The organism is Leclercia sp. UBA1284, assembly GCF_002308415.1.
GTDB lineage: Bacteria > Pseudomonadota > Gammaproteobacteria > Enterobacterales > Enterobacteriaceae > Enterobacter > Enterobacter pneumoniae.
On the sequence record NZ_DBUS01000006.1, the window covers coordinates 1,600,871 to 1,627,058 of the forward strand.

The window sequence follows — 26,188 nt, forward strand, 5'->3', positions numbered from 1 at the left end:
GAAGTTACCCTTGCGATCGCGCTTCCGGAATGGTTAAACCGCCGCGAAATGTTTGCAAATTGTTAATTTCACTACCAAGTCTCCGGTAGACTGATTGAAATCACGCGCGCTTTCGGGCATAAATCCGAAAAGCGTAGAGAGCAGACGCAGAAAACATGCGTGCCAGAGGAGTTACCGTGCACTATCAACCGAAAAAAGATCTACTGCAAAACCGTATTATTTTGGTCACCGGCGCCAGCGACGGCATTGGCCTTGAAGCAGCCTTGACCTATGCCCGCCACGGCGCCAGCGTGATCCTGCTGGGTCGTAACGAAGAGAAATTACGCGCTGCGGCCGACGATGTCGCCCAGGTGAGCCCGCATCCGGTGCGCTGGTATACACTGGATCTCCTGACCTGCACCCCTGAGAGCTGTCAGGCCCTGGCGCAGCGCATTGCCGCCCGCTACCCTCGCCTCGACGGTGTGCTGCATAACGCCGGTTTACTGGGGGAAGTGCGCCCGATGGATGAACAGGATCCGGTGTTGTGGGAGCACGTGATGCAGGTCAACGTCAACGGTACTTTTTTCCTGACTCAGGCATTGCTTCCTTTATTACTGAAGTCAGACTCTGGCTCGCTGGTCTTTACCTCTTCCAGCGTTGGCCGTCAGGGGCGTGCCAACTGGGGCGCTTATGCCGTCTCGAAATTCGCTACTGAGGGGATGATGCAGGTTCTGGCAGAAGAGTATCAGAGCCGTCATCTGCGCGTGAACTGTATTAACCCAGGAGGTACGCGTACTAAAATGCGTGCCAGCGCATTCCCGACGGAAGATCCGGACAAACTCAAAACACCTGCCGACATTATGCCGCTCTATTTATGGCTGATGGGCGATGATAGCCGCCGGAAAACCGGTATGACTTTTGATGCCCAACCGGGCCGTAAACCAGGGATTTCCCAATGAGTGATGATCGTCATCAGCAGCGCCAGCAGCGGTTAAAAGAACAGGTCGATGCCCGCGTTGCCGCCGCTCAGGACGAGCGTGGAATTATTATTGTCTTTACGGGCAATGGTAAGGGTAAAACTACCGCCGCGTTTGGCACCGCCACTCGCGCGGTCGGTCACGGTCAAAAGGTCGGCGTAATCCAGTTTATTAAAGGCGAATGGCCAAACGGCGAGCGTAATCTGTTGGAACCGCATGGGGTAGAGTTTCAGGTGATGGCAACCGGGTTTACCTGGGACACGCAAAACCGGGAGACTGACACCGCCGCCTGCCTGGCGGTCTGGCAGCATGCCGAGCGGATGCTGGCTGATCCCAGCCTGAACATGGTGCTGCTGGATGAGATTACCTATATGGTGGCCTACGACTATCTGCCGCTTGAAAGGGTCATCACCGCGCTGCAAAACCGGCCAGCTCATCAGACGGTGATCGTGACCGGGCGTGGTTGTCACAGAGATATTCTGGAGATAGCAGATACCGTTAGTGAGCTACGTCCGGTCAAACATGCGTTTGATGCCGGGGTGAAAGCGCAAATCGGTATCGACTATTAAGAAAAAACCCGGCAATGCCGGGTTTGTTGTTTTTAACCGTTGTTGTTACGGCTGCCTGAGCGGCGACCGGTGCTCACCTGGCTGTGGCGCTTCACCGCACGGCGGATCTGGTTCGCCTTCATGCGACGGCGATCTTTCTCAACCGCCACCTTGGAGGTGGTTTCTGGCGTCAGCCCCACCAGCTCGCGCAGGTAGTTCGTCTGGGTTAAATCCAGCTCGGTGTAACCACCGCGAGGCAAACCTTTCGGCAGGAGGATGTCGCCGTAGCGCACGCGAATCAGGCGGCTGACCTGCACGCCCACGGCTTCCCACAGACGGCGCACTTCACGGTTACGGCCTTCGGTCAGGGTCACGTTGTACCACTGGTTGATGCCTTCACCGCCGGTGAATTTGATGGTTTTAAATGCTGCCGGACCATCTTCAAGCTGCACACCGCGCGACAGGTCGCGCACTTTATTGTCGTCGACTTCACCAAACACGCGCACCGCGTATTCACGCTCAACTTCACGACTTGGGTGCATCAGACGGTTGGCCAGTTCACCATCGGTAGTGAACAGCAGCAGCCCGCAGGTGTTAACGTCCAGACGGCCCACGGCAATCCAGCGCGCACCGCGCAATTTCGGCAGACGATCGAAGACGGTAGGACGCCCTTCAGGATCGTTACGGGTACAGAGTTCGCCTTCTGGCTTATAGTAAGCCAGCACGCGGCAGATCTGCTCCGCCGACTCTTTTACCGAGATCAGATGTCCGTCGATACGGATCTTCAGCCCCGGTACGATCTCAACGCGATCGCCCAGCGTAGCGATTTTGCCGTCTACACTGACGCGACCTGCTTCAATAATGGTTTCGATTTCACGGCGTGAACCGTGGCCAGCACGCGCCAGCACTTTCTGTAATTTCTCGCTCATTGAGCTTCCTTCAGGTGTCGCCTTCACAGGCGTCGAACAGGATTCATTATAGCGGGATAACACCGCAATAATGATGGCCGCGTAGTATAGCGGCTTACATCCTTACAAGAAAGGCTTAACGTCACCCACACCTTCACGGATAACAGTTGGCCCTTCGTCGGTTAAATCGATCACCGTTGTCGGCTGTTGACCCAGGTAACCGCCGTGAATAATCAAATCCACCACTTTCTCCAGACGGTCTTTGATCTCTTCCGGGTCTGACTCGGTAAATTCGCTACCCGGCAGCATCAGGGATGTCGAGAGCATCGGCTCGCCCAGTGTTTCAAGCAACGCCTGTGCAATGGGGTTCGACGGCACACGCATACCGATTGTTTTACGCTTCTCTTGCAGAAGACGACGGGGTACCTCTTTAGTCCCTTTCAGGATAAAGGTGTAGTTGCCCGGGGTGTTATTTTTAATCAGGCGAAACGCCACGTTGTCCACATAGGAGTAGGTGGAGAGCTCCGAGAGATCGCGACACATCAGGGTAAAATTGTGCCCGTCCGGCAGCTGGCGAATGCGGCAAATACGCTCCATCGCCCCTTTGTCTTCGATCTTGCAGCCCAGCGCGTAACCGGAGTCCGTGGGATAGACGATAACGCCGCCCTTACGCACAATCTCCACCGCCTGGTTAATCAACCGCGCCTGCGGGTTATCCGGATGGATATAGAAAAATTGACTCATACTTCCCTCTCTTTATTTGGCTCGGGCTGTTCCCAGAGCTGCCACACCGGCTCGACGCCTGCGGGTAACCACAGCTTGCGGCCCAGCTCTATCCACGGACAAGGCTGATGAAAATCGGAGCCTTGCGAGGCCAGTAAACCGAACTGTCGGGCATAAGTTGCAAGTTGTGTACGCTCATTGGGGGCTTGCTGGCACTGCGCGACTTCCATCGCATCGCCGCCCTGTTCCGCGAACCAGGCCAGCAGCCTTTTCAGCCACTTGGCGGAGAGGTTATACCGTGCCGGATGGGCCAGTACCGCCTTACCGCCAGAATGATGAATGACATCAATAGCTTGTTCTATTGTACACCACTGAGGAGGAACGTATCCGGTTTTCCCCCGCGCCAGGTATTTTTTGAAAACATCAGCGATGTTATTGGCCTTCCCCGCTTCCACCAGAAAACGGGCGAAGTGCCCCCGGGTTACTGCCCCGCCTCCCGCCAGCCGAAGCGCCCCTTCCAGGGCGCCTGGGATATGTGCTTTTTCCAGGCGTTCGGCAATCAACGCAGCCCGCTGGTTACGGCGGTTTTTTTGCTCGTCCAGAAATTCGCACATCAGCGGGTTCTCAATGTCGATATTCAGACCAACAATGTGAATCTCATGATTTTCCCAGAGAGTGGAGATCTCCACGCCTGAGATTAAGGTTAACGGCAGTTGGCTGCGGGTAATTTCCGCCCGTGCTGCCGGGATCGCCTCGGTGGTATCGTGATCGGTTATTGCCAGGGTGCCCACGCGCATCTCATGGGCGCGATGAACTAACTCTTCGGGCGTAAGCAGGCCGTCTGAGGCCTTTGTGTGGCTATGTAAATCGTAGATCACTGCATAATTCGTGTCGCTCAAAGCGGCTCCCGTCACTATTTTCATCTCTTTGCGCTCACTATGATAACGGTATGCCGTGAATAACTGAAATCGGGGGTTGACATTCAACCATCGAACTAGTTAACTAGTACGCAAGTTCACTTTTTAAGGTATCTGCAAATGACCCTCTCTTTCTCTCAGCATGGTTGGTGGCGCACTTCCTGAATTTATGGGCAGTGTCAGACGTTTGCGTCGCGCATACAGATACCAGGCCCGCCACAGAGCGGGCTTTTTATTGAACAGAATATGAGAACACACTAATGCAAACAGCCAAATCAACCCTCGAACTGCTTACCCGGGACGCAGCCTATCGCCATAACCCAACGGCCCTGTTTCATCAGCTCTGCGGCGCCCGCGCGGCCACCCTGCTGCTGGAATCTGCCGATATCGACAGCAAAGATGATCTAAAGAGTTTGCTGCTGGTAGACAGCGCTTTGCGGATCACCGCCATGGGTGACGTTGTCACTATCCAGGCGTTATCGGCTAACGGCGCGGCATTGTTACCTTTACTGGATAGCGTCCTGCCCGCTGGCATTGAAAATGAACAACGCCCGGACGCCCGCGTTCTGCACTTCCCGCCGGTAAGCCAGCTGCTGGATGAAGATGCCCGCCTCTGCTCATTATCGGTCTTTGATGCCTTCCGCCTGTTGCAAAACCTGGTCAATGTGCCGGAAGACGAGCGTGAAGCGATGTTCTTTGGCGGGCTGTTTGCCTATGACCTGGTCGCCGGTTTTGAAAATCTGCCTGACGTTGAACAGGGAAATCGCTGCCCGGATTACTGCTTCTACCTCGCAGAAACCTTACTGGTGATCGACCACCAGAAGAAAAGCACCCGTATCCAGGCCAGCCTTTTTACTCCCCTGACGGCTGAAAAAGAGCGCCTCGAGCAGCGTATCGCCCAGCTACAGCAGCAGATGACGGAAGAGCCTGCTTCTCTGCCGGTGCAACGCGTTGAGCAGATGCGCTGCGAATACAGTCAGACCGACGACGAATTTGGCGTGGTCGTACGCCAGATGCAGAAAGCGATCCGCGCAGGCGAAATTTTCCAGGTGGTGCCATCCCGTCGCTTCTCGTTGCCGTGCCCTTCTCCGCTGGCAGCCTATGATGTCCTGAAGAAGAGCAACCCGAGCCCGTACATGTTCTTCATGCAGGACAACGACTTTACGTTGTTCGGCGCCTCGCCGGAAAGCTCCCTGAAATATGACGCCACCAGCCGTCAGATTGAAATCTATCCGATCGCCGGGACTCGCCCGCGGGGTCGTCGTGCGGACGGCACGCTTGATCGCGACCTGGACAGCCGTATTGAGCTGGAGATGCGTACCGATCAAAAAGAGATGTCTGAACATTTGATGCTGGTTGATCTGGCGCGTAACGACCTGGCGCGTATCTGCACGCCGGGCAGTCGCTACGTGGCGGATTTGACCAAGGTCGACCGTTACTCTTTCGTGATGCACCTGGTCTCCCGCGTGGTCGGCGAGCTGCGGAGCGATCTGGACGTGCTGCACGCCTATCGGGCCTGCATGAACATGGGCACCCTGAGCGGCGCGCCAAAAGTCCGCGCCATGCAGCTTATCGCTCAGGCAGAGGGACGACGCCGCGGTAGCTATGGCGGCGCGGTAGGTTATTTCACGGCCCATGGCGATCTGGATACCTGCATCGTCATCCGCTCCGCTTACGTTGAAGATGGCATCGCCACCGTTCAGGCTGGCGCTGGCATCGTTCTTGATTCCGTACCGCAGTCTGAAGCCGACGAAACCCGCAATAAAGCCCGCGCCGTACTGCGCGCGATTGCCACCGCACATCACGCACAGGAGATTTTCTGATGGCTGACATTCTGCTGCTCGATAATATCGACTCCTTTACTTACAATCTGGCGGATCAGCTGCGTGCCAACGGCCACAATGTGGTGATCTACCGTAATCACGTCCCGGCTCAGACCTTAATTGAGCGCCTGGCCACCATGCAGAACCCGGTGCTGATGCTCTCTCCGGGCCCGGGTGCGCCAAGCGAAGCAGGCTGTATGCCAGAACTGCTGACCCGTATGCGCGGTAAACTACCGATTATCGGTATCTGCCTCGGCCATCAGGCGATTGTGGAAGCCTATGGCGGCTACGTCGGCCAGGCGGGCGAAATTCTGCACGGCAAGGCATCCAGTATTGAACACGACGGCCAGGCGATGTTTGCCGGGCTGATGAACCCGCTGCCGGTCGCGCGTTACCACTCGCTGGTGGGCAGCAACATTCCGGCGGGGCTGACCATCAACGCCCATTTCGAGGGAATGGTGATGGCTGTTCGTCATGACGCCGACCGCGTCTGCGGCCTGCAGTTTCACCCGGAATCCATTCTGACCTCACAGGGGGCTCGCCTGCTGGAGCAGACGCTGAACTGGGCGCTGCAAAAACTGGAGCAGACGAATACCCTGCAACCTGTTCTGGAAAAACTGTACCAGGCGCAGACCCTGAGCCAACAAGAGAGCCACCAGCTGTTCTCCGCCGTGGTACGCGGTGAGCTGAAACCCGAGCAACTGGCAGCCGCGCTGGTGAGCATGAAAGTCCGTGGTGAAAGCCCGCAGGAGATCGCTGGCGCAGCAACCGCCCTGCTGGAAAACGCTGCGCCTTTCCCGCGTCCGGATTATCGCTTTGCCGATATCGTGGGTACCGGCGGCGACGGCAGTAACAGCATCAATATCTCCACCGCCAGCGCCTTTGTGGCTGCCGCCTGTGGTATCAAGGTGGCTAAACACGGCAACCGTAGCGTCTCCAGCCGTTCCGGCTCATCCGATCTGCTGGCCGCATTTGGCATTAACCTCGACATGAATGCTGAAAAGTCTCGCGCTGCGCTGGACGAGCTGGGGGTCTGCTTCCTGTTCGCACCGAAGTACCACACCGGTTTCCGCCATGCTATGCCGGTGCGTCAGCAGCTGAAGACCCGTACCCTGTTTAACGTGCTGGGGCCGCTGATTAACCCGGCACACCCTCCGCTGGCGCTGATTGGTGTTTACAGCCCTGAACTGGTACTGCCCATAGCTGAAACACTGCGCATGCTGGGATATCAGCGTGCAGCCGTGGTTCACAGCGGCGGCATGGACGAGGTATCACTGCATGCCCCTACCCTGGTGGCAGAACTGAACGATGGCGAAATCAAGAGCTATCAGCTTGAGGCGAGCGATTTTGGCTTAACGCCTTACCATCAGGAGGCGCTGGCAGGCGGTACCCCGGAAGAAAACCGTGACATTCTCACCCGCCTGTTACAAGGTAAAGGTGAAGCCGCTCATGAGGCTGCCGTCGCCGCCAATGTCGCCATGCTGATGCGTCTGCACGGCGAGGAGGATCTTAAGGCGAATGCGCAAAAAGTTATCGACGTGTTGCGCTCTGGCGCAGCATATGACCGTGTGACCGCACTTGCGGCAAGAGGGTAATTCATGCAGACCGTTTTAGCGAAAATCGTTGCCGATAAGGCTATCTGGGTAGAAGCCCGTAAGGCGCAGCAGCCGCTCGCCAGCTTTCAGAACGAGGTGGTCCCCAGCAGCCGTCGATTCTACGAAGCCCTGCAGGGCGCACGGACGGCATTTATCCTGGAGTGCAAAAAAGCTTCTCCGTCCAAAGGGGTGATCCGCGACGACTTCGACCCGGCCACCATCGCCGGAATCTATAAACACCATGCGTCGGCGATTTCTGTTTTGACGGATGAGAAGTATTTCCAGGGCAGCTTTGATTTTCTGCCTGTCGTTAGCGGTATTGCCCCGCAGCCGATTTTGTGCAAAGACTTTATCATCGATCCTTATCAGATCTGGCTGGCGCGTTTCTATCAGGCCGACGCCTGCCTGTTGATGCTGTCGGTGCTGGATGACGAGCAGTATCGTCAACTGGCGGCCGTCGCCCACAGCCTGAACATGGGCGTGTTGACGGAAGTGAGTAATGAAGAGGAGCTGGAGCGCGCCATTGCGCTGGAGGCCAAAGTGGTGGGGATTAATAATCGCGATTTGCGCGATCTCTCCATCGACCTCAACCGTACTCGCCAGCTCGCGCCGCGCCTGGGTGCCGGGGTAACGGTCATCAGCGAATCGGGGATCAATACCTATGCCCAGGTGCGTGAGCTGAGCCACTTTGCCAACGGTTTTCTGATTGGCTCCGCCATGATGGAGCAGGCCGACCTGAGCGCCGCCGTGCGCCGGGTGCTGTTAGGTGAGAATAAGGTTTGCGGACTGACGCGCCCGGAAGATGCCGCTGCGGCACATGCTGCTGGCGCGATCTATGGCGGACTCATTTTCGTCGCCTCCTCCCCGCGGGCGGTAGATATCGCGCGCGCCCGTGACGTTATGGCCGCCGCGCCGCTGCGCTATGTTGGCGTATTCCGCGATGCCGCTATTGCCGACGTTGCCGCAACAGCCAGAGCGCTGAACCTGACCGCCGTTCAACTGCACGGCAGTGAAGATCAAGTTTATATAGACGCGCTGCGCGAATCGCTGCCCGAACAGGTCGACATCTGGAAAGCGCTGAGCGTGGGTGATGTTCTGCCCGTACGCAACCTGCAACACGTGACCAAATATGTGCTGGATAACGGCCAGGGCGGTACCGGGCAACGTTTCGACTGGTCACTGCTAACCGGCGAGAAGCTCGACAATGTTCTTCTCGCGGGGGGTTTAGGTCCGGATAACTGTGTAGAGGCCGCTAAAGCGGGCTGTGCAGGACTCGATTTCAATTCAGGCGTCGAATCGCAGCCTGGCATTAAAGATGCCAGCAAACTGGCTTCGGTGTTTAAAACGCTGCGTGCATATTAAGGAAGAGAAGATGACAACATTACTTAACCCCTATTTTGGTGAGTTCGGTGGCATGTATGTGCCACAGATCCTGATGCCCGCGCTGCGCCAGCTGGAAGAAGCCTTTGTCAGCGCGCAAAAAGATCCTGCGTTTCAGGCCGAATTTACCGACCTGCTGAAAAACTACGCCGGACGCCCGACCGCGCTGACCAAATGCCGCAACCTGACGGAAGGGACGAAGACGACCCTCTACCTGAAGCGTGAAGATCTGCTCCACGGCGGCGCGCACAAAACCAACCAGGTGCTGGGACAGGCGCTGCTGGCAAAACGGATGGGCAAAACCGAGATTATCGCCGAAACCGGTGCCGGTCAGCACGGCGTTGCCTCTGCCCTTGCCAGCGCCCTGCTCGGCCTGAAATGCCGCATCTATATGGGGGCTAAAGACGTGGAGCGCCAGTCACCGAACGTCTTCCGGATGCGTTTAATGGGTGCGGAGGTGATTCCGGTACATAGCGGCTCTGCAACCCTGAAAGATGCCTGTAACGAAGCGCTGCGCGACTGGTCTGGCAGCTACGACACCGCCCACTATATGCTGGGCACGGCGGCGGGCCCTCACCCGTTCCCGACCATTGTGCGCGAATTCCAGCGCATGATTGGCGAAGAGACCAAAGCGCAGATCCTCGAAAAAGAGGGGCGTTTGCCGGATGCGGTCATCGCCTGCGTTGGCGGTGGGTCTAATGCCATCGGCATGTTCGCCGACTTTATTGATGAAACCAGCGTCGGACTGATTGGCGTTGAACCGGCCGGGCACGGTATTGAAACCGGCGAGCACGGTGCGCCGCTGAAGCATGGCCGCGTGGGGATTTATTTCGGTATGAAGGCGCCGATGATGCAGACTGAGGAGGGGCAGATCGAAGAGTCCTATTCTATCTCTGCCGGGCTGGATTTCCCGTCCGTGGGGCCGCAGCACGCGTTCCTGAACAGTACCGGTCGTGCGGATTACGTCTCTATTACCGATGACGAAGCGCTGGAAGCTTTCAAAACGCTCTGTCGCAGCGAAGGTATTATCCCGGCACTGGAGTCCTCGCACGCGCTGGCCCATGCCCTGAAAATGATTAAGGAAAACCCGGAAAAAGAGCAGCTGCTGGTGGTTAACCTTTCCGGTCGCGGTGATAAAGATATCTTCACCGTTCACGATATTTTGAAAGCACGAGGGGAAATGTGATGGAACGTTACGATAACGTATTTGCTGAGCTCAAAGCACGCAAGGAAGGCGCATTTGTTCCCTTTGTGACCCTGGGCGATCCGTCGCCTGAACACTCTTTAAAAATTATCGACACGCTGATTGAGGCCGGTGCCGATGCGCTGGAGCTGGGGATCCCCTTCTCCGATCCGCTGGCTGATGGTCCGACCATCCAGAACGCGACTCTGCGCGCCTTTGCCGCCGGTGTCACCCCGACCCAGTGTTTTGAAATATTGGCCACCGTTCGTCAGAAATACCCGACCATTCCAATTGGCCTGCTGATGTATGCCAACCTGGTCTTTAGTCGCGGGATTGACGCGTTTTATGCCGAATGCGCTCGCGTGGGTGTGGACTCGGTACTGGTGGCAGACGTGCCGGTGGAGGAGTCTGCGCCGTTCCGTCAGGCGGCGATGCGTCATAACGTGGCGCCGATTTTTATCTGCCCGCCTAATGCCGACGACGAACTGTTGCGCCAGATTGCCTCTTATGGCCGCGGCTATACCTATCTGCTCTCTCGTGCGGGGGTAACCGGCGCAGAGAATAAAGCCGCGCTCCCTCTGCATCACCTGGTCGCAAAACTGGCCGAATATCATGCGGCACCGCCGCTGCAGGGCTTTGGCATCTCTTCACCGGACCAGGTTAAAGCGGCCATCGAGGCGAAGGCCGCAGGGGCGATCTCCGGCTCGGCGATTGTCAAAATCATCGAGAACAACCTCAACAGTCCTGACCAGATGCTCAGCGAGCTGAAAACCTTTGTTAGCAGCATGAAAGCGGCAACACGAGGCTGATAACCTCTTCGCCGTCTGAAATTTTCAGGCGGCGTTTCGCATAAATTGATCCCGTCGAGCTTTACGGCTTTTTTCTCTTTTCAAACGCCATTCCCGGCGTATCATCCCCTCTTCTTTTACGGCTAACGCCCCTAATCCTTCTGAGTTCAGAGGTTTATCCATGTCATGGCATGACTTCAAACAGGCTTATCTTATTAAGTTCTGGTCACCTGTCCCTGCGGTTATCGCAGCGGGCATTCTCTCTACCTATTATTTCGGCATCACCGGCACCTTCTGGGCCGTGACGGGTGAATTCACCCGCTGGGGCGGGCAGTTGCTCCAGTTAGCGGGGGTGCATACCGAAGAGTGGGGATATTTCAAACTGATCCATCTTGAGGGTTCGCCTCTGACCCGCATCGACGGCATGATGATTATCGGGATGTTTGGCGGCTGCTTTGCCGCCGCACTGTGGGCCAATAACGTGAAGCTGCGTATGCCGCAAAACCGGATTCGTATTGCGCAGGCCGTCGTCGGGGGCATTATCGCCGGTTTTGGGGCCCGTCTGGCGATGGGGTGTAACCTGGCGGCCTTTTTCACCGGCATTCCACAGTTTTCGCTGCACGCATGGTTCTTCGCCCTGGCCACCGCTGTCGGCTCGTACTTCGGCGCGCGCTTCACGCTGTTACCGATGTTCCGTATCCCGGTCAAAATTCAAAAAGTGAGCGCAGCCTCGCCCCTGACGCAGAAACCGGAAAAGGCTCGACGCCGCTTCCGCATGGGGATGCTGGTCTTCTTCGGCATGCTGGCCTGGGCGCTGTGCACGGCACTGAATCAACCCAAATTAGGGCTGGCGATGCTCTTCGGCGTGGGCTTTGGGTTGTTAATTGAACGCGCGCAAATCTGCTTTACCTCCGCCTTCCGTGACATGTGGATCACCGGACGGACCATGATGGCGAAAGCCATTATTGCCGGGATGGCAGTGAGCGCCATCGGCATCTTTAGCTACGTACAACTTGGCGTCGAACCGAAAATCATGTGGGCAGGCCCGAACGCCGTGATTGGCGGTTTGCTGTTTGGTTTTGGCATCGTGCTGGCCGGCGGCTGTGAAACCGGCTGGATGTATCGTGCCGTTGAAGGCCAGGTTCACTACTGGTGGGTGGGGCTGGGTAATGTTATCGGCTCAACGTTGCTGGCCTACTACTGGGATGATCTCTCGCCTGCGCTCGCGACAAACTGGGATAAAGTCAATCTGCTGAATACCTTCGGTCCGCTGGGGGGATTACTGGCAACCTATATAATGTTGCTGGCCGCCTTTTTACTGGTGCTGGCCCAGGAGAAACGCTTCTTTCGCCGCACGTCCCGGCAAACAGCAACCTGTAAGGAGATCGCATGAAACAGTTTATTCCTGATTATCGCCTGGACATGGTGGGTGAGCCCTGTCCGTATCCCGCCGTGGCCACGCTGGAGGCCATGCCGCAGCTGAAGAAAGGCGAGATCCTGGAGGTAGTGAGCGACTGTCCGCAGTCGATCAATAATATTCCGCTGGACGCTAAAAACCATGGCTATACCGTACTGGATATTCAGCAGGACGGGCCGACCATTCGCTATTTGATTCAGAAGTAAAGTGAGGGTGGCCTTGCGCCACCCTTTTCTCTTAGAAGCGATAACCCGCTGAGAACATAAACACCCACGGATCCAGACGGGCACTGATATTTTGTTGCTCGCCGCCCGCCTTGAATTTCACTTCAGTGTCGATATCCATGTACCAGACGGACATGTTGATCAGCCAGTCGCGGTTGATGAGGTAATCCACCCCCGCCTGTCCCGCCATACCCCAGGAGTCTTTCAGGCTCAGATCCGACAGACCGGCCTCTTTCCCTTTGTCATTAAACTTCTCGTCAAAGAAGGTGGTGTAGTTCACCCCGGCGCCGATATACGGGCGAACCTTGCTACCTGCATCGCCAAAATACCACTGGGCCATTAGCGTTGGCGGAAGATGGTGAACCGTGGCGATATCGCCCGTTGGCCCAAGCCCCACTTTATGACGGAACGGGGTGGCGGCCAGAAGCTCAACACCGACATTGTCGGTGGCCATCCAGGTGAAGGTCATACCCAGTTGCGTATTGTTATTGACGTTGAAGCCGCCCATTCCCAGCACGTTGTCAGAGCCTTCCGTTGGGCGAACCGTGGCGGAGCCCGCCCGGAAGAAGAATTCCCCTGCCTCATGGGCATAAGCGCCGCCTGACAGACTGCCTAAGATAAGTGCTGCAACCACTGCCTTTTTCATATCCACTCCCTCGTTATGGTTTTAACTGCGAGGGGGAATATACCTACAAATAATTACGAAGTGATCTTACTCAGATCACATTCATTTCAGTAATTTAACATTCATTGATCTACATTAATTTTTCTTGTGGTTCGTTAAAAAGAGTATTGGTAAGCAGATCAATTTTGCCGATAAATGCCAAATTCAAAAATGTGCGCGTCTTGAGGGGTAAAAACCTGTCATGGATTACTGATGCTTTACAAAGATATGCTTTTCCATACAAGCCTTGATGCTGCCACCGCAGAGTTATCCAGGGTACAATTGCCCGCTAATTAATACCTGCAATACTCAAGGAGAGTGCATGTCTATCACGGCGAAGTCTGTCTACCGTGACACGGGGAATTTTTTCCGCAATCAGTTCATTACTTTTTTACTGATTGCCTTGTTATGCGCATTTATCACGGTGGTGCTGGGTCATGCTTTTTCGCCGAGTGAGGAGCAGATTGCCAGCCTGAGTCAGGGTGACAATCTGGCCGGTAGCGTTGGGTTGTTTGAGCTTGTACAGAATATGACGCCCGAGCAGCAGCAGATTTTACTGCGCGCGTCGGCGGCCTCTACCTTCTCTGGTCTGATTGGTAATGCCATTATGGCGGGTGGCGTGCTGCTGATGATTCAGTTGGTCTCTGCTGGTCAGCGGGTGAGTGCTCTGCGCGCTATCGGGGCCAGCGCTCCGGTGCTGCCAAAACTCTTTATCCTCATCTTCTTAACGACCCTGCTGGTGCAGATGGGTATTATGCTGGTCGTGGTGCCTGGTGTGCTGCTGGCCATTGTTCTGGCCTTTGCGCCGGTCATGGTGGTACAGGATAAGATGGGCATCTTTGTCGCCATGCGCAGCAGTGTGCGTCTGGCCTGGGCGAATATGCGTCTGGTGGCGCCCGCCGTGATCGGCTGGCTGCTGGCTAAAACCGCCCTTCTGCTGTTTGCCCCCAATTTTGCTGTATTAACACCTAATGTGGGCGCCGTTGTTGCCAACACGCTGAGCAACCTGATCTCCGCGATTTTGCTGGTATACCTGTTCCGTCTGTACACGCTGATTCGCCAGTAACCTCCCTGACGGCCTGGGTCATGCTCAGGCTGTCGCAGATAATGGAATCGAAGAATGAAGCAGTTTCTTGATTTTTTACCGCTGATTGTCTTTTTTGCGTTCTATAAGCTCTACGACATCTATGCCGCTACCACGGCGTTGATTGTTGCTACCGCTGTTGTGCTTATCTACAGTTGGGTGCGCTATCGCAAAGTAGAGAAGATGGCACTCATCACTTTCATCCTGGTCGCCGTGTTTGGTGGTCTGACGGTCTTCTTCCATAACGACGAGTTTATTAAATGGAAGGTGACGGTCATTTACGGTCTGTTCGCTGGCGCACTGCTGGTTAGCCAGTTTGTCATGAAGAAGCCGCTGATCCAGCGCATGCTGGGTAAAGAACTGGCGCTGCCGCAGGAGGTCTGGTCACGCCTGAATATCGCCTGGGCGGTGTTCTTTATTCTTTGTGGGCTGGCGAATATCTATATCGCTTTCTGGTTGCCGCAAAATATCTGGGTGAACTTCAAAGTCTTTGGTCTTACCGCACTGACGCTGATTTTTACGCTGTTGAGCGGTGTCTATATTTATCGCCATATGCCGCAAGACGATCAGCAATAATCTCTGCGCCAGGCTGCTCTGCGGCCTGGCTTTCATTCTGAAACGTTATAGAACCCTTACTGCTTGTGACCCCTTCAGGGCGAGCCATTTCTGACGACATCCGTTGCTTATTCCCGCCATTCGCTCCAGCAAAATGGACGCTATCACCTGTTCTCCTCGGCTGGAAATCATAGTAGCATCCCGCCTGAAGTCCTCCGTAATGAGTAGAGTACATAATGACAACAACGAACGTCCCACAGGGCGAACTGGTTTTACGCACACTCGCCATGCCCGCAGATACCAATGCGAATGGCGATATTTTTGGCGGCTGGCTGATGTCGCAGATGGATATGGGTGGTGCAATTCTCGCGAAAGAGATTGCCCATGGCCGCGTGGTGACGGTCAGAGTCGACGGCATGACCTTTCTGCGCCCGGTCGCCGTCGGTGACGTGGTGTGCTGTTACGCGCGCTGCGTGAAGCGGGGTAATACCTCGGTGTCGATCAATATTGAAGTGTGGGTGAAGAAAGTCTCTTCCGAGCCAATTGGTCAGCGTTATAAAGCGACCGAGGCGCTGTTTATTTATGTGGCCGTAGACAACGACGGGAAACCGCGTCCTTTGCCCAAGATCTAACGAACAGACAAAAAAAAGCCTCCTTACGGAGGCTTTTTTTATTCCATCGTCGCACCGCCGTTCAGGCGGAAGACAATATTGACAATTAAACCGCTGCCCGGTTTGCCCGCTTCGTAACGCCATTTGCGCATCGCGTTTTTCACTTCGCGCTCGAACATATTTGATGGCTGGGCGGAAAGCACCTGCACATTTTCAACGCGCCCGTCAGGCGTAACGTCGAATTTCACGCGAACGCGGCCTTCAATACGCAACGCCTGTGCGCGTGCCGGATATTGCGGCTGATTACGGCTCAATGCGCGCGGCCCTGAAGGTGCAGTGACTACCGGCTTCGCGGTGCTCGGCGTGTTACTGACTAATGGCCGCGATGGGGCCGTATTCTGCAACGGTGCAGTACGTGGCTCAACCGGACGTTCTTCACGTTTCGGACGCTCTTCGACCTTCTTCACCGGTTTCGGCTTTGGCTTCGGCTTGGGTTTAGGCTTCGGCTCGGGTTTATGGATCACCACCGGTGCTTCTTTAGGTGGCTCCGGAATGGGTTCCGGTTCGGGTTCTGGCTCAACAACAGGTTCCGGTGGCGGGGGCGCAACCTGGACAGGCTCCAGCTCTGCAGGCGTAACCATGGTCACGGAAATAGGCTGCGCAGGCGCTGGCATTTCAATAACCTGATGTACCGATGTGTATAGCAGACCCGCCACGACGGCTCCGTGAATACCGACTGACAGCAATGTCGGCCAGGGAAAGCGGCGAGGTAAATCAAGGGTCATTGAAGTCATAATCGTTTCAGTTAAAAAACCAGACCTCGATTTTAAATGCAAATAGCAATCATATTCAATAAGCCAGTTCATCTTCAGGCAATTTAAGCCCACTGACGCTGAAAAAAGGCACGCATTTGTTACGGTTTTAACATTGTTTATATCTTTACATTGCAGTCATATGACGTTTCACTTAACGTAATTAACTCTTTTATCGCTTCAGGAGCTCCACCGTGCTTTACGTGATTTACGCTGAAGATATTGCTGATTCCCTGGAAAAACGTCTTTCCGTCCGCCCTGCCCATCTGGCCCGTTTGCAACTACTGCACGATGAGGGCAGATTGCTGACTGCGGGTCCACTGCCTGCTGTTGATAGTAACGATCCGGGCGCTGCAGGATTTACGGGTTCAACGGTCATTGCGGAATTCGAGTCGCTGGAGGCCGCCAAAGCCTGGGCGGAGGCGGATCCCTACGTTGCGGCGGGAGTGTATCAAAAGGTCGCGGTCACGCCTTACAAGAAAGTCTTCTAAAAGTAGTCAAGGCTCCCGAGGGAGCCTTGAATCACTGCAGCGATGCCAGCCTGGCGGCAAAACCAACAAACAACAGTCCGATTAAACCGTTGCCCAGTTTGGCCAGTTTCTTTTTGGTTTTCAGATAACGGGTGACAAATGCCCCTGAAAAGATCAAAAAGCTCATATAAATAAAGCTAATCAGCTCCAGTGTCAGTGCCAGAATCATAAAAGAGACGCCGGTATGTTTGGCGTTGACATCAATAAACTGTACAAAGAAGGAGACATAAAACAGAATCGCTTTCGGGTTGGTCATACTCAATACCAGCGAGCGTTTCATGATCATTTTTGCCGGCTCCGCGCCGCCGGATTCGCCCTGCTGCTTATGCGTAATAACTGACCAGAGGATTTTTCCACCGAGCCACAATAAATAAAAAGCGCCCAGATAGCGAACCACGTTAAAGAGAACCGGGGTCGTCTGAATCAAGGCTGCCACGCCCGCCCAGGCGAGGAACATCAGTACCGCATCACCAATAAAAACGCCACTTGCCGCAAGGTATCCCTTCTTCACACCGTGCCCAATTCCGGTTTTCAACACAAACAGCGTATTAGGCCCGGGCACCAGTACGATAAAAATCGCACCGACGACATAAGTCCAAAAATTCACCACACCAAATTCTGCAAACACCTTTCACTCCTGTTGAAATTGCATAACCCGGCTATCTCCGGGTGACACCTGACTGACGAAGAGACGTTTTTTAACAACGCGCTTATATCGTCATGCAATGCGCCGAGAGGGTCAAAATATAGTCAATAAAGGCCGGTAAAGATGGCTGTTGTGTATATTCCCTCAACGCATCCACGATAAATAACGCAATAATTACCCAGAGAAATGGATTCATTGTTGTTATATCTGCGATACGGGGGCTATATCATACAGCAGCGGGCAAGGAAATTAACCCGATTAAGCGAAACGGTGGGAAAACTTAAAGGGTGAAGAGAACATCGGGCACCGCAGAGGGTGCCCTGGTATCGTTCACTGAATCTGAACGGCGAACAACAACGAATTTCGTTGACGGTTCACACTGCATTTCCTGATGGCGTGGATACGCATATTGCGGCGGGATTGTGCTTCCAGCCACCGCGACTTGCGGCGGCTGCTCTGTCGCAACATGCGCCAGCGCCCTACTTCAGTTTTACTGCGCTTCATGTTTACAACTCTTGCCTTAACAGAGGCGCCATTATAGACCCTTACCAGACGCAAACCAGCGCTTTTATCTGCCGTTTTTATTTGCCAGAAAAATCCTGATGCGTAAACTCATAACAATACGCTTTCAAAAGGATTTTTTTTATGACGACCTTCTACACCGTGGTGAGTTGGCTGGTCATTCTGGGATACTGGCTGGTGATAGCCGGGGTAACGCTGCGCATACTGATGAAGCGCCGCGCCGTGCCGTCCGCGATGGCCTGGCTGTTGATTATCTATATTCTGCCTCTGGTGGGGATTATCGCTTATCTCTCCGTCGGGGAGCTGCACCTGGGGAAGCGTCGCGCCGAGCGTGCCCGTGCCATGTGGCCCTCGACGGCAAAATGGCTGAACGACCTTAAAGCCTGCAATCATATCTTTGCCGAAACCAACAGTGACGTGGCGTCGTCCCTGTTTAAATTGTGCGAACGTCGCCAGGGGATCGCCGGCGTCAAGGGCAATCAGCTGCAGCTGCTGACCTCTTCCGACGATGTCATGAACGCGCTAATCAGAGACATTCAGCTCGCCCGGCATAACATCGAAATGGTCTTCTATATCTGGCAACCCGGCGGTATGGCCGACCAGGTGGCGGAGTCGCTGATGGCCGCGGCCCGTCGAGGCATCCACTGCCGCCTGATGCTCGACTCCGCAGGCAGCGTCGCCTTCTTCCGTAGCCCCTGGGCTGCGATGATGCGCAATGCCGGCATCGAAGTCGTGGAGGCGCTGAAAGTCAACCTGTTGCGTGTGTTCTTACGCCGCATGGACCTTCGCCAGCATCGAAAAATGGTGCTGATCGATAATTACATCGCCTATACCGGCAGCATGAATATGGTTGATCCCCGCTTCTTTAAACAGGACGCGGGTGTCGGCCAGTGGGTCGATTTGATGGCGCGTATGGAAGGCCCCGTCTCCACGGCCATGGGGATTGTCTACTCTTGTGACTGGGAAATCGAAACCGGTAAACGTATTCTGCCCCCGCCGCCAGATGGCAACATCATGCCCTTCGAAGAGGCCAGCGGGCACACCATTCACACCATCGCCTCCGGCCCCGGCTTCCCGGAAGATCTGATTCATCAGGCCCTGCTTACCGCCGCCTACTCGGCGCGTGAGTACCTGATTATGACGACGCCCTACTTCGTGCCGAGCGACGACCTGCTGCATGCCATCTGTACCGCAGCGCAGCGCGGGGTTGATGTGAGCATTATTCTGCCGCGGAGAAACGATTCGGTTCTGGTGGGCTGGGCCAGCCGCGCCTTCTTCAGCGAACTGCTGGCCGCCGGGGTGAAAATCTATCAGTTTGAAGGCGGCTTACTGCATACCAAGAGCGTCCTGGTCGATGGCGAACTGAGCCTGGTGGGGACGGTGAACCTCGATATGCGCAGTCTGTGGCTCAATTTTGAAATCACGCTGGTCATTGATGACGCCGGTTTTGGTGGCGATCTGGCGGCTGTCCAGGACGACTACATCTCCCGCTCTCGCCTGCTGGATGCGCGCCTGTGGATGAAACGTCCGCTGTGGCAGCGAATTGCCGAACGACTGTTTTACTTCTTTAGTCCGTTGCTGTAAAACGTGCCCAACGATGTTAAACAGGTAGTCATCATGGAAATGGATCTGAACAATCGCCTGACCGAAGACGAAACGCTCGAGCAGGCTTACGATATTTTTCTCGAACTGGCGGTTGATAACCTCGATCCCGCAGACGTTATTCTTTTCAATCTGCAGTTCGAAGAGCGCGGCGGCGCAGAGCTGTTTGATCCGTCAGAAGACTGGGCCGAGCATGTCGATTACGACCTCAACCCGGACTTCTTCGCCGAAGTGGTGATTGGCCTGGCAGATGAAGACGGCGGCGAAATTAACGATATTTTTGCCCGCGTTCTGCTGTGCCGGGAAAAAGACCATAAGCTTTGCCACATTCTCTGGCGCGAATAAAAGAAAAAGGCTGCTATAGCAGCCTTTTTTATTGATGGTGTTCGCTTAGAGCGGGTCAACCTTCAGACAAGAGACCGCGTGGCGGAAGCTACCTTCCAGCACCGGGCGCGTTTTAGCACACTCCGGCCCGGCAATCGGGCAGCGCGTACGGAACACGCAGCCAGACGGCGGGTTGATCGGGGATGGCAGTTCACCTTCCAGCAACTGAATACTTTTGTTCTTCTCCAGATCCGGATCGGGTACCGGCACCGCCGACATCAGCGCTTTGGTGTAAGGGTGCAGCGGATTGTGGTACACCTCATCGTAGGTGCCCAGCTCAACGGCGTGGCCTAAATACATCACCAGAACGCGGTCAGAGATGTGCTTCACCACCGCCAGGTCGTGGGCAATGAAGATCAACGACAGCCCCATCTCGCGCTGCAGTTTTTGCAGCAGGTTAACCACCTGCGCCTGAATAGAGACGTCCAGCGCCGACACCGGTTCATCACAGATAATCAGCTTCGGCTCAAGGATCAGCGCACGGGCAATCCCGATACGCTGACACTGGCCGCCAGAAAACTCATGCGGGTAGCGGTTGATCAGGTTTGGCAGCAGCCCTACTTTCATCATCATCGCTTTTACGCGGTCACGCACTTCGGTGCGCGGCATTTTTGGATGATAAGTACGCAGCGGCTCAGCGATGATTTCGCCGATGGTCATACGCGGGTTCAGCGAGGCCAGCGGATCCTGGAAAATCATCTGGATATCGCTGCGCACATTGCGCCACTCTTCCGGCTTCATTCCCAGCAGATCTTTACCCAGCCAGGCAACCTTGCCGTCGGTAGCTTTCACCAGGCCAATGATGGCACGGGCGAACGTCGATTTACCGCAGCCCGACTCCCCTACCACGCCCAGGGTTTCGCCTTCATACAGACGCAGCGTGACGCCATCTACCGCTTTCAGCGTTTTTGGCGGCTGCCAGAACCACTGTTTGCCATCCTTGATGTCGAAGTGCACCTTCAGATCGGCGATTTCGAGCAATACGTTTCTTTTTTCGTCGATAGCGTTCATACCAGCTCCTCGTACGGCTTAAAGCAGGCGCGTAGACGGCCTGGTGCAAATTCCACCAGCGGTGGAGCGCTGTTACAGATCTCCATCGCATGCGGGCAGCGCGGCTGGAACGGACAGCCTTTCGGCAAGCGCAGCAGGTTTGGCGGGTTGCCCGGGATGGTTAACAGAGATTCACCCTCTGCATCGAGACGTGGCACAGCATTCAACAGACCGATAGAGTAAGGGTGCGCAGGTTGATAGAAGACATCGCGCGCTTTGCCATACTCCATGGTACGGCCGGCATACATCACCAGTACCTTATCGCAAATACCTGCCACAACCCCCAGGTCGTGGGTGATCATGATGATCGCGGTATTGAACTCACGCTTCAGTTCATTCAACAGGGTCATGATCTGCGCCTGCACGGTCACGTCCAGGGCTGTTGTCGGTTCATCGGCAATCAGCAGCTTAGGCCGGCAGAGCAGTGCCATAGCGATCATCACACGCTGACGCATCCCGCCAGAGAACTCGTGCGGGAACATGCGCATACGCTTACGTGCTTCGGGCATTTTCACCGCATCAAGCATTTTGACGGACTCTTCAAACGCTTCGGCTTTGCCCATCCCTTTGTGCAGCATCAGCACTTCCATCAGCTGCTCGCCCACACGCATGTAGGGGTTCAGGGAGGTCATCGGATCCTGGAAAATCATCGAAATCTGCTCGGCACGGAGCTTATTCAACTCCTGCTCTGGCAAATTCAGGATCTCCCGGCCGTTGAATTTAGCAGAACCGCCAATAACGCCGTTCGCCGCCAACAGGCCCATCAGCGCAAATGCCGTCTGGGACTTACCGGAACCCGACTCACCTACGATGCCCAGCGTCTCACCGGCGCGCAGGCTGAAATTGAGATCGTTTACTGCAGTCACATCGCCATCAGGCGTTTTGAAGGTGACGCGCAGATCTTTGACGTCCAGCAGCGCGTTATCCTGCTGCTGTGCAATGGGTGCAGATGCCGTTTCAATAATTGTCATCACGGCGCTCCTTAGCGGTCTTTCGGATCGAGGGCATCACGCAGGCCATCGCCGATAAAGTTGAAACAAAACAGCGTCACGACCAGGAAACCAGCCGGGAACAGCAGCAGCCACGGTGAAACCTCCATGGAGTTGGCGCCATCGCTAAGCAACGCGCCCCAGCTGCTAAGCGGCTCCTGGGTACCCAGGCCGAGGAAGCTCAGGAAAGATTCGAACAGAATCATGCTTGGCACCAGCAGCGAGGCGTACACCACCACCACGCCGAGCACGTTCGGCACAATGTGGCGCACCACGATGTTGCCGGTAGAAACACCGCCAACCTGGGCCGCTTCGATGAACTCTTTACGCTTCAGGCTCAGGGTCTGACCACGCACAATACGCGCCATGTCCAGCCATGACACCATTCCGATCGCCACGAAGATCAGCAGGATGTTCTGACCAAAGAAGGTCACCAGCAGGATCACGAAGAACATAAACGGGAAGGAGTTAAGAATTTCCAGCAGACGCATCATTACCGAGTCCACTTTTCCGCCAAGATAGCCAGAAAGTGAACCGTACAGGGTACCGAGGATCACCGCGACGAAGGCTGCGGCAATACCCACCATCAGCGAGATACGACCCCCGATGGCTACGCGCACCAGCAAATCTCGCCCGGAGGAGTCGGTACCAAAATAGTGGCCCGATTCCGCATCAGGGGCGCTGGACATCATGCCCCAGTCGGTATCGAAATAGGTGAATTGCGACAGCATTGGCGCCAGCGTGACGAACAGGGCAATGAGCACCAGCACAATCAGACTGGCAACCGCCGCGCGGTTGTGCATAAAGCGACGGCGAGCATCCTGCCACAGGCTGCGTCCTTCCACTTCCAGCTTCTCACTGAAGTTTTCCAGCGCCTCGCTATTTTTCTTACTTAACATCATCGCGAGCTCCAGGATCAATAGCGAATTTTCGGATCGATAACGGCATAGAGCACATCGACGATCGCGTTAAAGAGAATAGTCAGCGCACCGACGAGAATGGTCAGGCTCAGCACCAGCGAGTAGTCACGGTTAAGCGCACCGTTAACAAACAGCTGACCGATACCCGGCAGACCATAAATGGTTTCGATAACCATTGAGCCGGTAATAATGCCGACAAACGCCGGACCTAAGTAGGAGAGCACGGGCAACAGCGCAGGTTTCAAAGCGTGACGGAAAATGATCCGACGCATTGGCAGCCCTTTCGCACGCGCAGTACGGATGAAGTTAGAGTGCAGAACTTCAATCATTGAACCACGGGTGATACGCGCAATACTGGCGATATAAGCCAGTGACAACGCCACCATTGGCAAAATCATGAATTTCAGTGCCCCGCCGTTCCAGCCGCCGCCGGGCAGCCATTTCAGCGTGATAGCGAATATCATGACCAGTAACGGCGCCACGACAAAGCTCGGTATGACGACCCCGGTCATTGCCACCCCCATTACTGCATAATCCCATTTTGAGTTTTGTTTAAGCGCGGCGATGACGCCGGCAGTGACGCCGAGAACCAGAGCCAGCAAGAATGCTGCAGCGCCTAATTTAGCCGAAACGGGGAAGCTCGAGGCCACCAGATCGTTTACGGAATAGTCTTTATATTTAAATGACGGTCCAAAATCGCCGTGCGCCAGCTGCTTCAAATAATTGAAGTACTGGGTGGAGATCGGATCGTTTAAATGATATTTCGCCTCGATATTGGCCATTACCTCTGGCGGTAATGTACGTTCACCGGTAAATGGACTCCCCGGCGCGAGACGCATCATAAAGAAGGAGATCGTAATAAGAATAAATAGTGTTGGAATCGCTTCAAGACAGCGACGTAGGATAAATTTCAACATTGCCCGTACCTTCTGGCGTGTGCCTATATAGTGTCACGATGATTAGACACAGTGGGGCGAGCGCTGCCCGCCCCACTTATTGCCATTAATGCTTGATAATATACAAGTTTTTAACGTAGATATTATCCATCGGGTCTTTACCGGTATATCCACCTACCCACGGTTTCACCAGACGGGCGTTCACGTAGTAGTAGACCGGCACAATCGCGGAGTCTTTATCCAGTTGCTGTTCAGCTTTGGAGTAGAGCTCGGAACGCTGGGCTTCGTCAGTCGCTTTTAGCGTATCGCCAATCAGCTTGTCGAACGCTGGGCTCTTATAGTGCGCCGTGTTGTTCGAGCTGTCGCTCAGCATTGTGTTCAGGAAGGAAGTCGGTTCGTTGTAGTCTGCACACCAGCCAGCACGCGCCACATCGAAGGTGCCCTGATGGCGGCTATCCAGGAAGGTTTTCCACTCCTGGTTTTCCAGCTTCACGTTCGCACCCAGGTTCTTTTTCCAGATGGAAGAGACGGCGATAGCCAGTTTCTTGTGCAGGTCAGAAGTGTTGTACAGCAGGCTGAAGGACAACGGCTTGTCAGCGGTAAAGCCCGCTTCGGCCAGCAGTTTCTTCGCTTCTTCGTTACGTTTTTCCTGAGACCAGCCAAACCACTCAGGCTGAGTCAGTTTCGCGCCATCAGTATACGGAGGGGTGTAGCTGTATGCCGGCAGATCGCCCTGGTTTTTCACCTTGTTAACGATGATGTCGCGATCCAGCGCCAGTTTCAGTGCGGTACGAACACGAACGTCATTGAATGGCGCTTTCTGGTTGTTGATTTCGTAATAGTAAGTACACAGATACGGGTCAACATGGACTTCAGCCGGGATCTCTTTCTTCAGTTTCTGGAACAGTTCGATCGGCATGTTGTTATAGGTCATGTCGATTTCACCGCTGCGATAGCGGTTAACGTCAGTCACTTCTGAAGAGATTGGCAGGTAAGTTACCTGGTTAATAACGGTCTTGGCGTTATCCCAGTAGTTAGTGTTACGCACCAGGTCGATACGTTCGTTAACAACCCAGTCTTTCAGCTTATAGGCGCCGTTGGTCACGATATTTGCTGGCTGAGTCCACTTATCACCAAATTTCTCAACCGCAGCTTTTGGAACCGGGGAGACGGATGGGTGAACCAGAAGTTTGTAGAAGTAAGGAACCGGCTCGCTCAGAGTCACTTCGAAAGTATTATCATCAAGCGCTTTAACGCCCAGATCGGTGACCGGTTTTTTGCCAGTGATGATGTCATCAATGTTGGCAATATGACCGTACTGCAGATAGCTCGCATACGGAGAGGCAGTGTTTGGATCTGCCAGGCGCTGCCAGCTATAGACGAAATCGTGTGCGGTAACAGGAGAGCCATCTGACCATTTCGCATCTTTACGCAGATGGAAGGTCCAGACTTTACCGTCTTTGTTTTCCCATTTTTCAGCCACACCCGCTACCGGGTGGCCGTTTACATCAGAGACCAGCAGACCTTCGAAGAGATCGCGGTTAACGTTGGACTCAGGTACACCTTCAATTTTGTGCGGATCCAGAGACTGAACCTCGGCACCGTTGTTACGCACCAGCGTCTGTTTTTCCGCCAGTTGTACTCCAGCAGGAACGTCTGCAGCCATTGCAACGTTGCCTGCGATTAGCGCAGTCAAAATTCCCGCCGCTACCAGACTTTTTTTTGTGATGATGGACATTGTGTTGGTACTCCACTCATTATAATTACTGGTTTTTACCAGCCTGTTTAATTCCCCTGTTGGGGTTTCCTGACAACCCAGGAGTTTATGTGGCTGTCAGGTGTTTTTACTGCCTGCTATCACCGACTTTACTATTACCGGTGGTTCGTTCGACCACCTTATGTCGATTTTTCACACCCCTCTCCTGTCAGAGAGATGTATTTTTTTGTGAAAACGAAAACCTCAAATACAAATGATTCTCATCTTCGTGATATCTGCTGAAATTATAAGGCCGGAAAGTACCAAATGGCTGTAACCGGTGCCAATACATTTTGCAAATTTGTTAAGCAATTCTCTTTTACGAAAGATAATGACGCTTTGTGGGCTACCCTGCCGCGCATCGAAACCAGACAAATAATGCCAACTTTCAATGGGATAAAGAATGATGATGCACCCCGATCGTTACGAATCCAGAGGTGAGAGGAAATTTGTACAAAAAATTAACAACTGTCTATTTTTTAGCACATTCATCTACATGAATCATCAAATTACTAATATCATTTCATTAATCCCTCAGCAAGCCCCAGAGTATGGTGTGAGTAAAATAACAGGCTGGTTGCGTGCAATGTGAGCTTCAGAAGTGAGGATGTATAGACAAACTATTGAAAGTTAAGGGAACAAAATGATGAGTGGAAGTTCTTATCTTTCATGAAATTTTCAACTTTTATTATAGGATTTACTAAT

General features: G+C 54.4%; 28 protein-coding genes, 1 pseudogene and 1 other annotated feature. Of the genes and pseudogenes, 16 read left to right on the top strand and 13 right to left on the bottom strand.

Annotated elements, in window-relative coordinates; genetic code table 11:
• Positions 1-176 precede the first annotated feature (176 nt).
• The gene (locus B3511_RS10940; RefSeq protein WP_286782333.1) at positions 177-938 is read left to right on the top strand and encodes a YciK family oxidoreductase; all 762 of its coding nucleotides are present in this window, start codon (positions 177-179) and stop codon (positions 936-938) included.
• On the top strand, positions 935-1,525 hold the full coding sequence (gene cobO / locus B3511_RS10945) for a cob(I)yrinic acid a,c-diamide adenosyltransferase (RefSeq protein WP_046885212.1): 591 nt from the start codon (positions 935-937) through the stop codon (positions 1,523-1,525). Before B3511_RS10940 ends, cobO begins: the two co-directional genes overlap by 4 nt.
• A gap of 32 nt (positions 1,526-1,557) precedes the next feature.
• On the opposite strand, the gene rluB is transcribed toward cobO, so the two are convergent.
• From rluB to rnm, 3 genes are all read right to left on the bottom strand, one after another.
• Positions 1,558-2,433 (bottom strand): 23S rRNA pseudouridine(2605) synthase RluB, encoded by an 876-nt coding sequence (gene rluB / locus B3511_RS10950; RefSeq protein WP_040075355.1) that lies wholly within the window; start codon positions 2,431-2,433, stop codon positions 1,558-1,560.
• A 102-nt stretch (positions 2,434-2,535) separates the two neighbouring features.
• A complete protein-coding gene (locus tag B3511_RS10955) occupies positions 2,536-3,156 on the bottom strand; it encodes an L-threonylcarbamoyladenylate synthase (RefSeq protein WP_040075354.1) in 621 nt (206 codons plus the stop codon).
• Positions 3,153-4,034, bottom strand: a complete 882-nt coding sequence (rnm, locus tag B3511_RS10960; RefSeq protein ID WP_263616837.1) for an RNase RNM — start codon at positions 4,032-4,034, stop codon at positions 3,153-3,155. The genes B3511_RS10955 and rnm overlap by 4 nt, the downstream gene beginning before the upstream one ends.
• A 159-nt stretch (positions 4,035-4,193) precedes the next feature.
• Positions 4,194-4,289, top strand: a sequence feature (Trp leader region).
• Positions 4,290-4,312: 23 nt separating this feature from the next.
• Between rnm and B3511_RS10965 the strand changes: the two genes are divergently transcribed.
• The 7 genes from B3511_RS10965 (at position 4,313) to yedF (ending at position 12,444) form a co-directional block, all read left to right on the top strand.
• Positions 4,313-5,875: an anthranilate synthase component 1 gene (locus tag B3511_RS10965; protein ID WP_286782335.1), complete on the top strand. Its 1,563-nt coding sequence runs from the start codon at positions 4,313-4,315 to the stop codon at positions 5,873-5,875.
• The gene (gene trpD, locus B3511_RS10970) at positions 5,875-7,470 is read left to right on the top strand and encodes a bifunctional anthranilate synthase glutamate amidotransferase component TrpG/anthranilate phosphoribosyltransferase TrpD (protein ID WP_040075349.1); all 1,596 of its coding nucleotides are present in this window, start codon (positions 5,875-5,877) and stop codon (positions 7,468-7,470) included. Before B3511_RS10965 ends, trpD begins: the two co-directional genes overlap by 1 nt.
• A gap of 3 nt (positions 7,471-7,473) precedes the next feature.
• Complete coding sequence (gene trpCF / locus B3511_RS10975; protein WP_286782336.1) at positions 7,474-8,832, top strand: bifunctional indole-3-glycerol-phosphate synthase TrpC/phosphoribosylanthranilate isomerase TrpF; 1,359 nt, start codon at positions 7,474-7,476, stop codon at positions 8,830-8,832.
• Between the two features lie 10 nt (positions 8,833-8,842).
• Positions 8,843-10,036, top strand: a complete 1,194-nt coding sequence (gene trpB / locus B3511_RS10980) for a tryptophan synthase subunit beta (RefSeq protein WP_040075347.1) — start codon at positions 8,843-8,845, stop codon at positions 10,034-10,036.
• On the top strand, positions 10,036-10,842 hold the full coding sequence (trpA, locus tag B3511_RS10985) for a tryptophan synthase subunit alpha (RefSeq protein WP_040075346.1): 807 nt from the start codon (positions 10,036-10,038) through the stop codon (positions 10,840-10,842). Before trpB ends, trpA begins: the two co-directional genes overlap by 1 nt.
• A 160-nt stretch (positions 10,843-11,002) precedes the next feature.
• Positions 11,003-12,214: a selenium metabolism membrane protein YedE/FdhT gene (gene yedE, locus B3511_RS10990; protein WP_212475725.1), complete on the top strand. Its 1,212-nt coding sequence runs from the start codon at positions 11,003-11,005 to the stop codon at positions 12,212-12,214.
• Positions 12,211-12,444, top strand: a complete 234-nt coding sequence (gene yedF / locus B3511_RS10995; RefSeq protein ID WP_040075344.1) for a sulfurtransferase-like selenium metabolism protein YedF — start codon at positions 12,211-12,213, stop codon at positions 12,442-12,444. The genes yedE and yedF overlap by 4 nt, the downstream gene beginning before the upstream one ends.
• A 31-nt stretch (positions 12,445-12,475) precedes the next feature.
• On the opposite strand, the gene ompW is transcribed toward yedF, so the two are convergent.
• Positions 12,476-13,108, bottom strand: coding sequence for an outer membrane protein OmpW (gene ompW, locus B3511_RS11000; RefSeq protein ID WP_286782340.1), 633 nt, complete (start codon positions 13,106-13,108; stop codon positions 12,476-12,478).
• Between the two features lie 219 nt (positions 13,109-13,327).
• Between ompW and B3511_RS11005 the strand changes: the two are divergent.
• The 4 genes and pseudogenes from B3511_RS11005 to yciA all read left to right on the top strand — a co-directional run.
• Positions 13,328-13,423 (top strand): annotated as a pseudogene (locus B3511_RS11005) (YkgJ family cysteine cluster protein); the annotation flags it as partial.
• Positions 13,424-13,448: 25 nt separating this feature from the next.
• Complete coding sequence (locus B3511_RS11010; protein ID WP_286782342.1) at positions 13,449-14,192, top strand: YciC family protein; 744 nt, start codon at positions 13,449-13,451, stop codon at positions 14,190-14,192.
• Positions 14,193-14,246: 54 nt separating this feature from the next.
• Positions 14,247-14,786 (top strand): septation protein A, encoded by a 540-nt coding sequence (locus B3511_RS11015; protein ID WP_207291870.1) that lies wholly within the window; start codon positions 14,247-14,249, stop codon positions 14,784-14,786.
• Between the two features lie 215 nt (positions 14,787-15,001).
• Positions 15,002-15,397, top strand: a complete 396-nt coding sequence (gene yciA / locus B3511_RS11020; RefSeq protein WP_286782344.1) for an acyl-CoA thioester hydrolase YciA — start codon at positions 15,002-15,004, stop codon at positions 15,395-15,397.
• Positions 15,398-15,435: 38 nt separating this feature from the next.
• Here yciA and tonB read toward each other — a convergent pair whose 3' ends face one another.
• Positions 15,436-16,161 (bottom strand): TonB system transport protein TonB, encoded by a 726-nt coding sequence (tonB, locus tag B3511_RS11025; RefSeq protein ID WP_040078476.1) that lies wholly within the window; start codon positions 16,159-16,161, stop codon positions 15,436-15,438.
• 221 nt (positions 16,162-16,382) lie between these two features.
• Here tonB and B3511_RS11030 point away from each other — a divergent pair, with 221 nt between their 5' ends.
• Complete coding sequence (locus B3511_RS11030) at positions 16,383-16,679, top strand: YciI family protein (RefSeq protein WP_040075339.1); 297 nt, start codon at positions 16,383-16,385, stop codon at positions 16,677-16,679.
• 31 nt (positions 16,680-16,710) lie between these two features.
• Here the strand turns inward: B3511_RS11030 and leuE are convergent, their stop codons facing one another.
• The 3 genes from leuE to B3511_RS11040 form a co-directional block, all read right to left on the bottom strand.
• Positions 16,711-17,346, bottom strand: a complete 636-nt coding sequence (leuE, locus tag B3511_RS11035) for a leucine efflux protein LeuE (RefSeq protein WP_040075279.1) — start codon at positions 17,344-17,346, stop codon at positions 16,711-16,713.
• 82 nt (positions 17,347-17,428) lie between these two features.
• The gene (locus tag B3511_RS20665; protein ID WP_212475710.1) at positions 17,429-17,560 is read right to left on the bottom strand and encodes a KPN_01571 family protein; all 132 of its coding nucleotides are present in this window, start codon (positions 17,558-17,560) and stop codon (positions 17,429-17,431) included.
• Positions 17,561-17,694: 134 nt separating this feature from the next.
• Positions 17,695-17,868: a YciY family protein gene (locus B3511_RS11040; RefSeq protein ID WP_154298803.1), complete on the bottom strand. Its 174-nt coding sequence runs from the start codon at positions 17,866-17,868 to the stop codon at positions 17,695-17,697.
• A 141-nt stretch (positions 17,869-18,009) separates the two neighbouring features.
• Between B3511_RS11040 and cls the strand changes: the two genes are divergently transcribed.
• The gene (gene cls, locus B3511_RS11045; RefSeq protein WP_040075278.1) at positions 18,010-19,470 is read left to right on the top strand and encodes a cardiolipin synthase; all 1,461 of its coding nucleotides are present in this window, start codon (positions 18,010-18,012) and stop codon (positions 19,468-19,470) included.
• Positions 19,471-19,503: 33 nt separating this feature from the next.
• A complete protein-coding gene (locus tag B3511_RS11050; protein WP_040075277.1) occupies positions 19,504-19,833 on the top strand; it encodes an HI1450 family dsDNA-mimic protein in 330 nt (109 codons plus the stop codon).
• A 45-nt stretch (positions 19,834-19,878) separates the two neighbouring features.
• Here B3511_RS11050 and oppF read toward each other — a convergent pair whose 3' ends face one another.
• The 5 genes from oppF to oppA form a co-directional block, all read right to left on the bottom strand.
• Complete coding sequence (gene oppF, locus B3511_RS11055) at positions 19,879-20,883, bottom strand: murein tripeptide/oligopeptide ABC transporter ATP-binding protein OppF (protein ID WP_040075276.1); 1,005 nt, start codon at positions 20,881-20,883, stop codon at positions 19,879-19,881.
• Complete coding sequence (locus B3511_RS11060) at positions 20,880-21,893, bottom strand: ABC transporter ATP-binding protein (protein WP_046885200.1); 1,014 nt, start codon at positions 21,891-21,893, stop codon at positions 20,880-20,882. The genes oppF and B3511_RS11060 overlap by 4 nt, the downstream gene beginning before the upstream one ends.
• Positions 21,894-21,904: 11 nt before the next feature.
• Complete coding sequence (oppC, locus tag B3511_RS11065; protein ID WP_040075274.1) at positions 21,905-22,813, bottom strand: oligopeptide ABC transporter permease OppC; 909 nt, start codon at positions 22,811-22,813, stop codon at positions 21,905-21,907.
• Positions 22,814-22,827: 14 nt separating this feature from the next.
• On the bottom strand, positions 22,828-23,748 hold the full coding sequence (gene oppB, locus B3511_RS11070; protein WP_040075273.1) for an oligopeptide ABC transporter permease OppB: 921 nt from the start codon (positions 23,746-23,748) through the stop codon (positions 22,828-22,830).
• Between the two features lie 85 nt (positions 23,749-23,833).
• On the bottom strand, positions 23,834-25,465 hold the full coding sequence (oppA, locus tag B3511_RS11075) for an oligopeptide ABC transporter substrate-binding protein OppA (RefSeq protein WP_046885199.1): 1,632 nt from the start codon (positions 25,463-25,465) through the stop codon (positions 23,834-23,836).
• Between the last annotated feature and the right edge of the window lie 723 nt (positions 25,466-26,188).

Bases quoted from the DNA above. Each gene is read 5' to 3' on its own strand.
- cobO (WP_046885212.1), top strand. From the start codon at position 935: ATGAGTGATGATCGTCATCAGCAGCGCCAGCAGCGGTTAAAAGAACAG.
- rluB (WP_040075355.1), bottom strand. From the start codon at position 2,433: ATGAGCGAGAAATTACAGAAAGTGCTGGCGCGTGCTGGCCACGGTTCA.
- B3511_RS10955 (WP_040075354.1), bottom strand. From the start codon at position 3,156: ATGAGTCAATTTTTCTATATCCATCCGGATAACCCGCAGGCGCGGTTG.
- B3511_RS10965 (WP_286782335.1), top strand. From the start codon at position 4,313: ATGCAAACAGCCAAATCAACCCTCGAACTGCTTACCCGGGACGCAGCC.
- trpD (WP_040075349.1), top strand. From the start codon at position 5,875: ATGGCTGACATTCTGCTGCTCGATAATATCGACTCCTTTACTTACAAT.
- trpCF (WP_286782336.1), top strand. From the start codon at position 7,474: ATGCAGACCGTTTTAGCGAAAATCGTTGCCGATAAGGCTATCTGGGTA.
- trpB (WP_040075347.1), top strand. From the start codon at position 8,843: ATGACAACATTACTTAACCCCTATTTTGGTGAGTTCGGTGGCATGTAT.
- trpA (WP_040075346.1), top strand. From the start codon at position 10,036: ATGGAACGTTACGATAACGTATTTGCTGAGCTCAAAGCACGCAAGGAA.
- yedE (WP_212475725.1), top strand. From the start codon at position 11,003: ATGTCATGGCATGACTTCAAACAGGCTTATCTTATTAAGTTCTGGTCA.
- yedF (WP_040075344.1), top strand. From the start codon at position 12,211: ATGAAACAGTTTATTCCTGATTATCGCCTGGACATGGTGGGTGAGCCC.
- ompW (WP_286782340.1), bottom strand. From the start codon at position 13,108: ATGAAAAAGGCAGTGGTTGCAGCACTTATCTTAGGCAGTCTGTCAGGC.
- B3511_RS11010 (WP_286782342.1), top strand. From the start codon at position 13,449: ATGTCTATCACGGCGAAGTCTGTCTACCGTGACACGGGGAATTTTTTC.
- B3511_RS11015 (WP_207291870.1), top strand. From the start codon at position 14,247: ATGAAGCAGTTTCTTGATTTTTTACCGCTGATTGTCTTTTTTGCGTTC.
- yciA (WP_286782344.1), top strand. From the start codon at position 15,002: ATGACAACAACGAACGTCCCACAGGGCGAACTGGTTTTACGCACACTC.
- tonB (WP_040078476.1), bottom strand. From the start codon at position 16,161: ATGACCCTTGATTTACCTCGCCGCTTTCCCTGGCCGACATTGCTGTCA.
- B3511_RS20665 (WP_212475710.1), bottom strand. From the start codon at position 17,560: ATGAATCCATTTCTCTGGGTAATTATTGCGTTATTTATCGTGGATGCG.
- B3511_RS11040 (WP_154298803.1), bottom strand. From the start codon at position 17,868: ATGAAGCGCAGTAAAACTGAAGTAGGGCGCTGGCGCATGTTGCGACAG.
- cls (WP_040075278.1), top strand. From the start codon at position 18,010: ATGACGACCTTCTACACCGTGGTGAGTTGGCTGGTCATTCTGGGATAC.
- B3511_RS11050 (WP_040075277.1), top strand. From the start codon at position 19,504: ATGGAAATGGATCTGAACAATCGCCTGACCGAAGACGAAACGCTCGAG.
- oppF (WP_040075276.1), bottom strand. From the start codon at position 20,883: ATGAACGCTATCGACGAAAAAAGAAACGTATTGCTCGAAATCGCCGAT.
- B3511_RS11060 (WP_046885200.1), bottom strand. From the start codon at position 21,893: ATGACAATTATTGAAACGGCATCTGCACCCATTGCACAGCAGCAGGAT.
- oppC (WP_040075274.1), bottom strand. From the start codon at position 22,813: ATGATGTTAAGTAAGAAAAATAGCGAGGCGCTGGAAAACTTCAGTGAG.
- oppB (WP_040075273.1), bottom strand. From the start codon at position 23,748: ATGTTGAAATTTATCCTACGTCGCTGTCTTGAAGCGATTCCAACACTA.
- oppA (WP_046885199.1), bottom strand. From the start codon at position 25,465: ATGTCCATCATCACAAAAAAAAGTCTGGTAGCGGCGGGAATTTTGACT.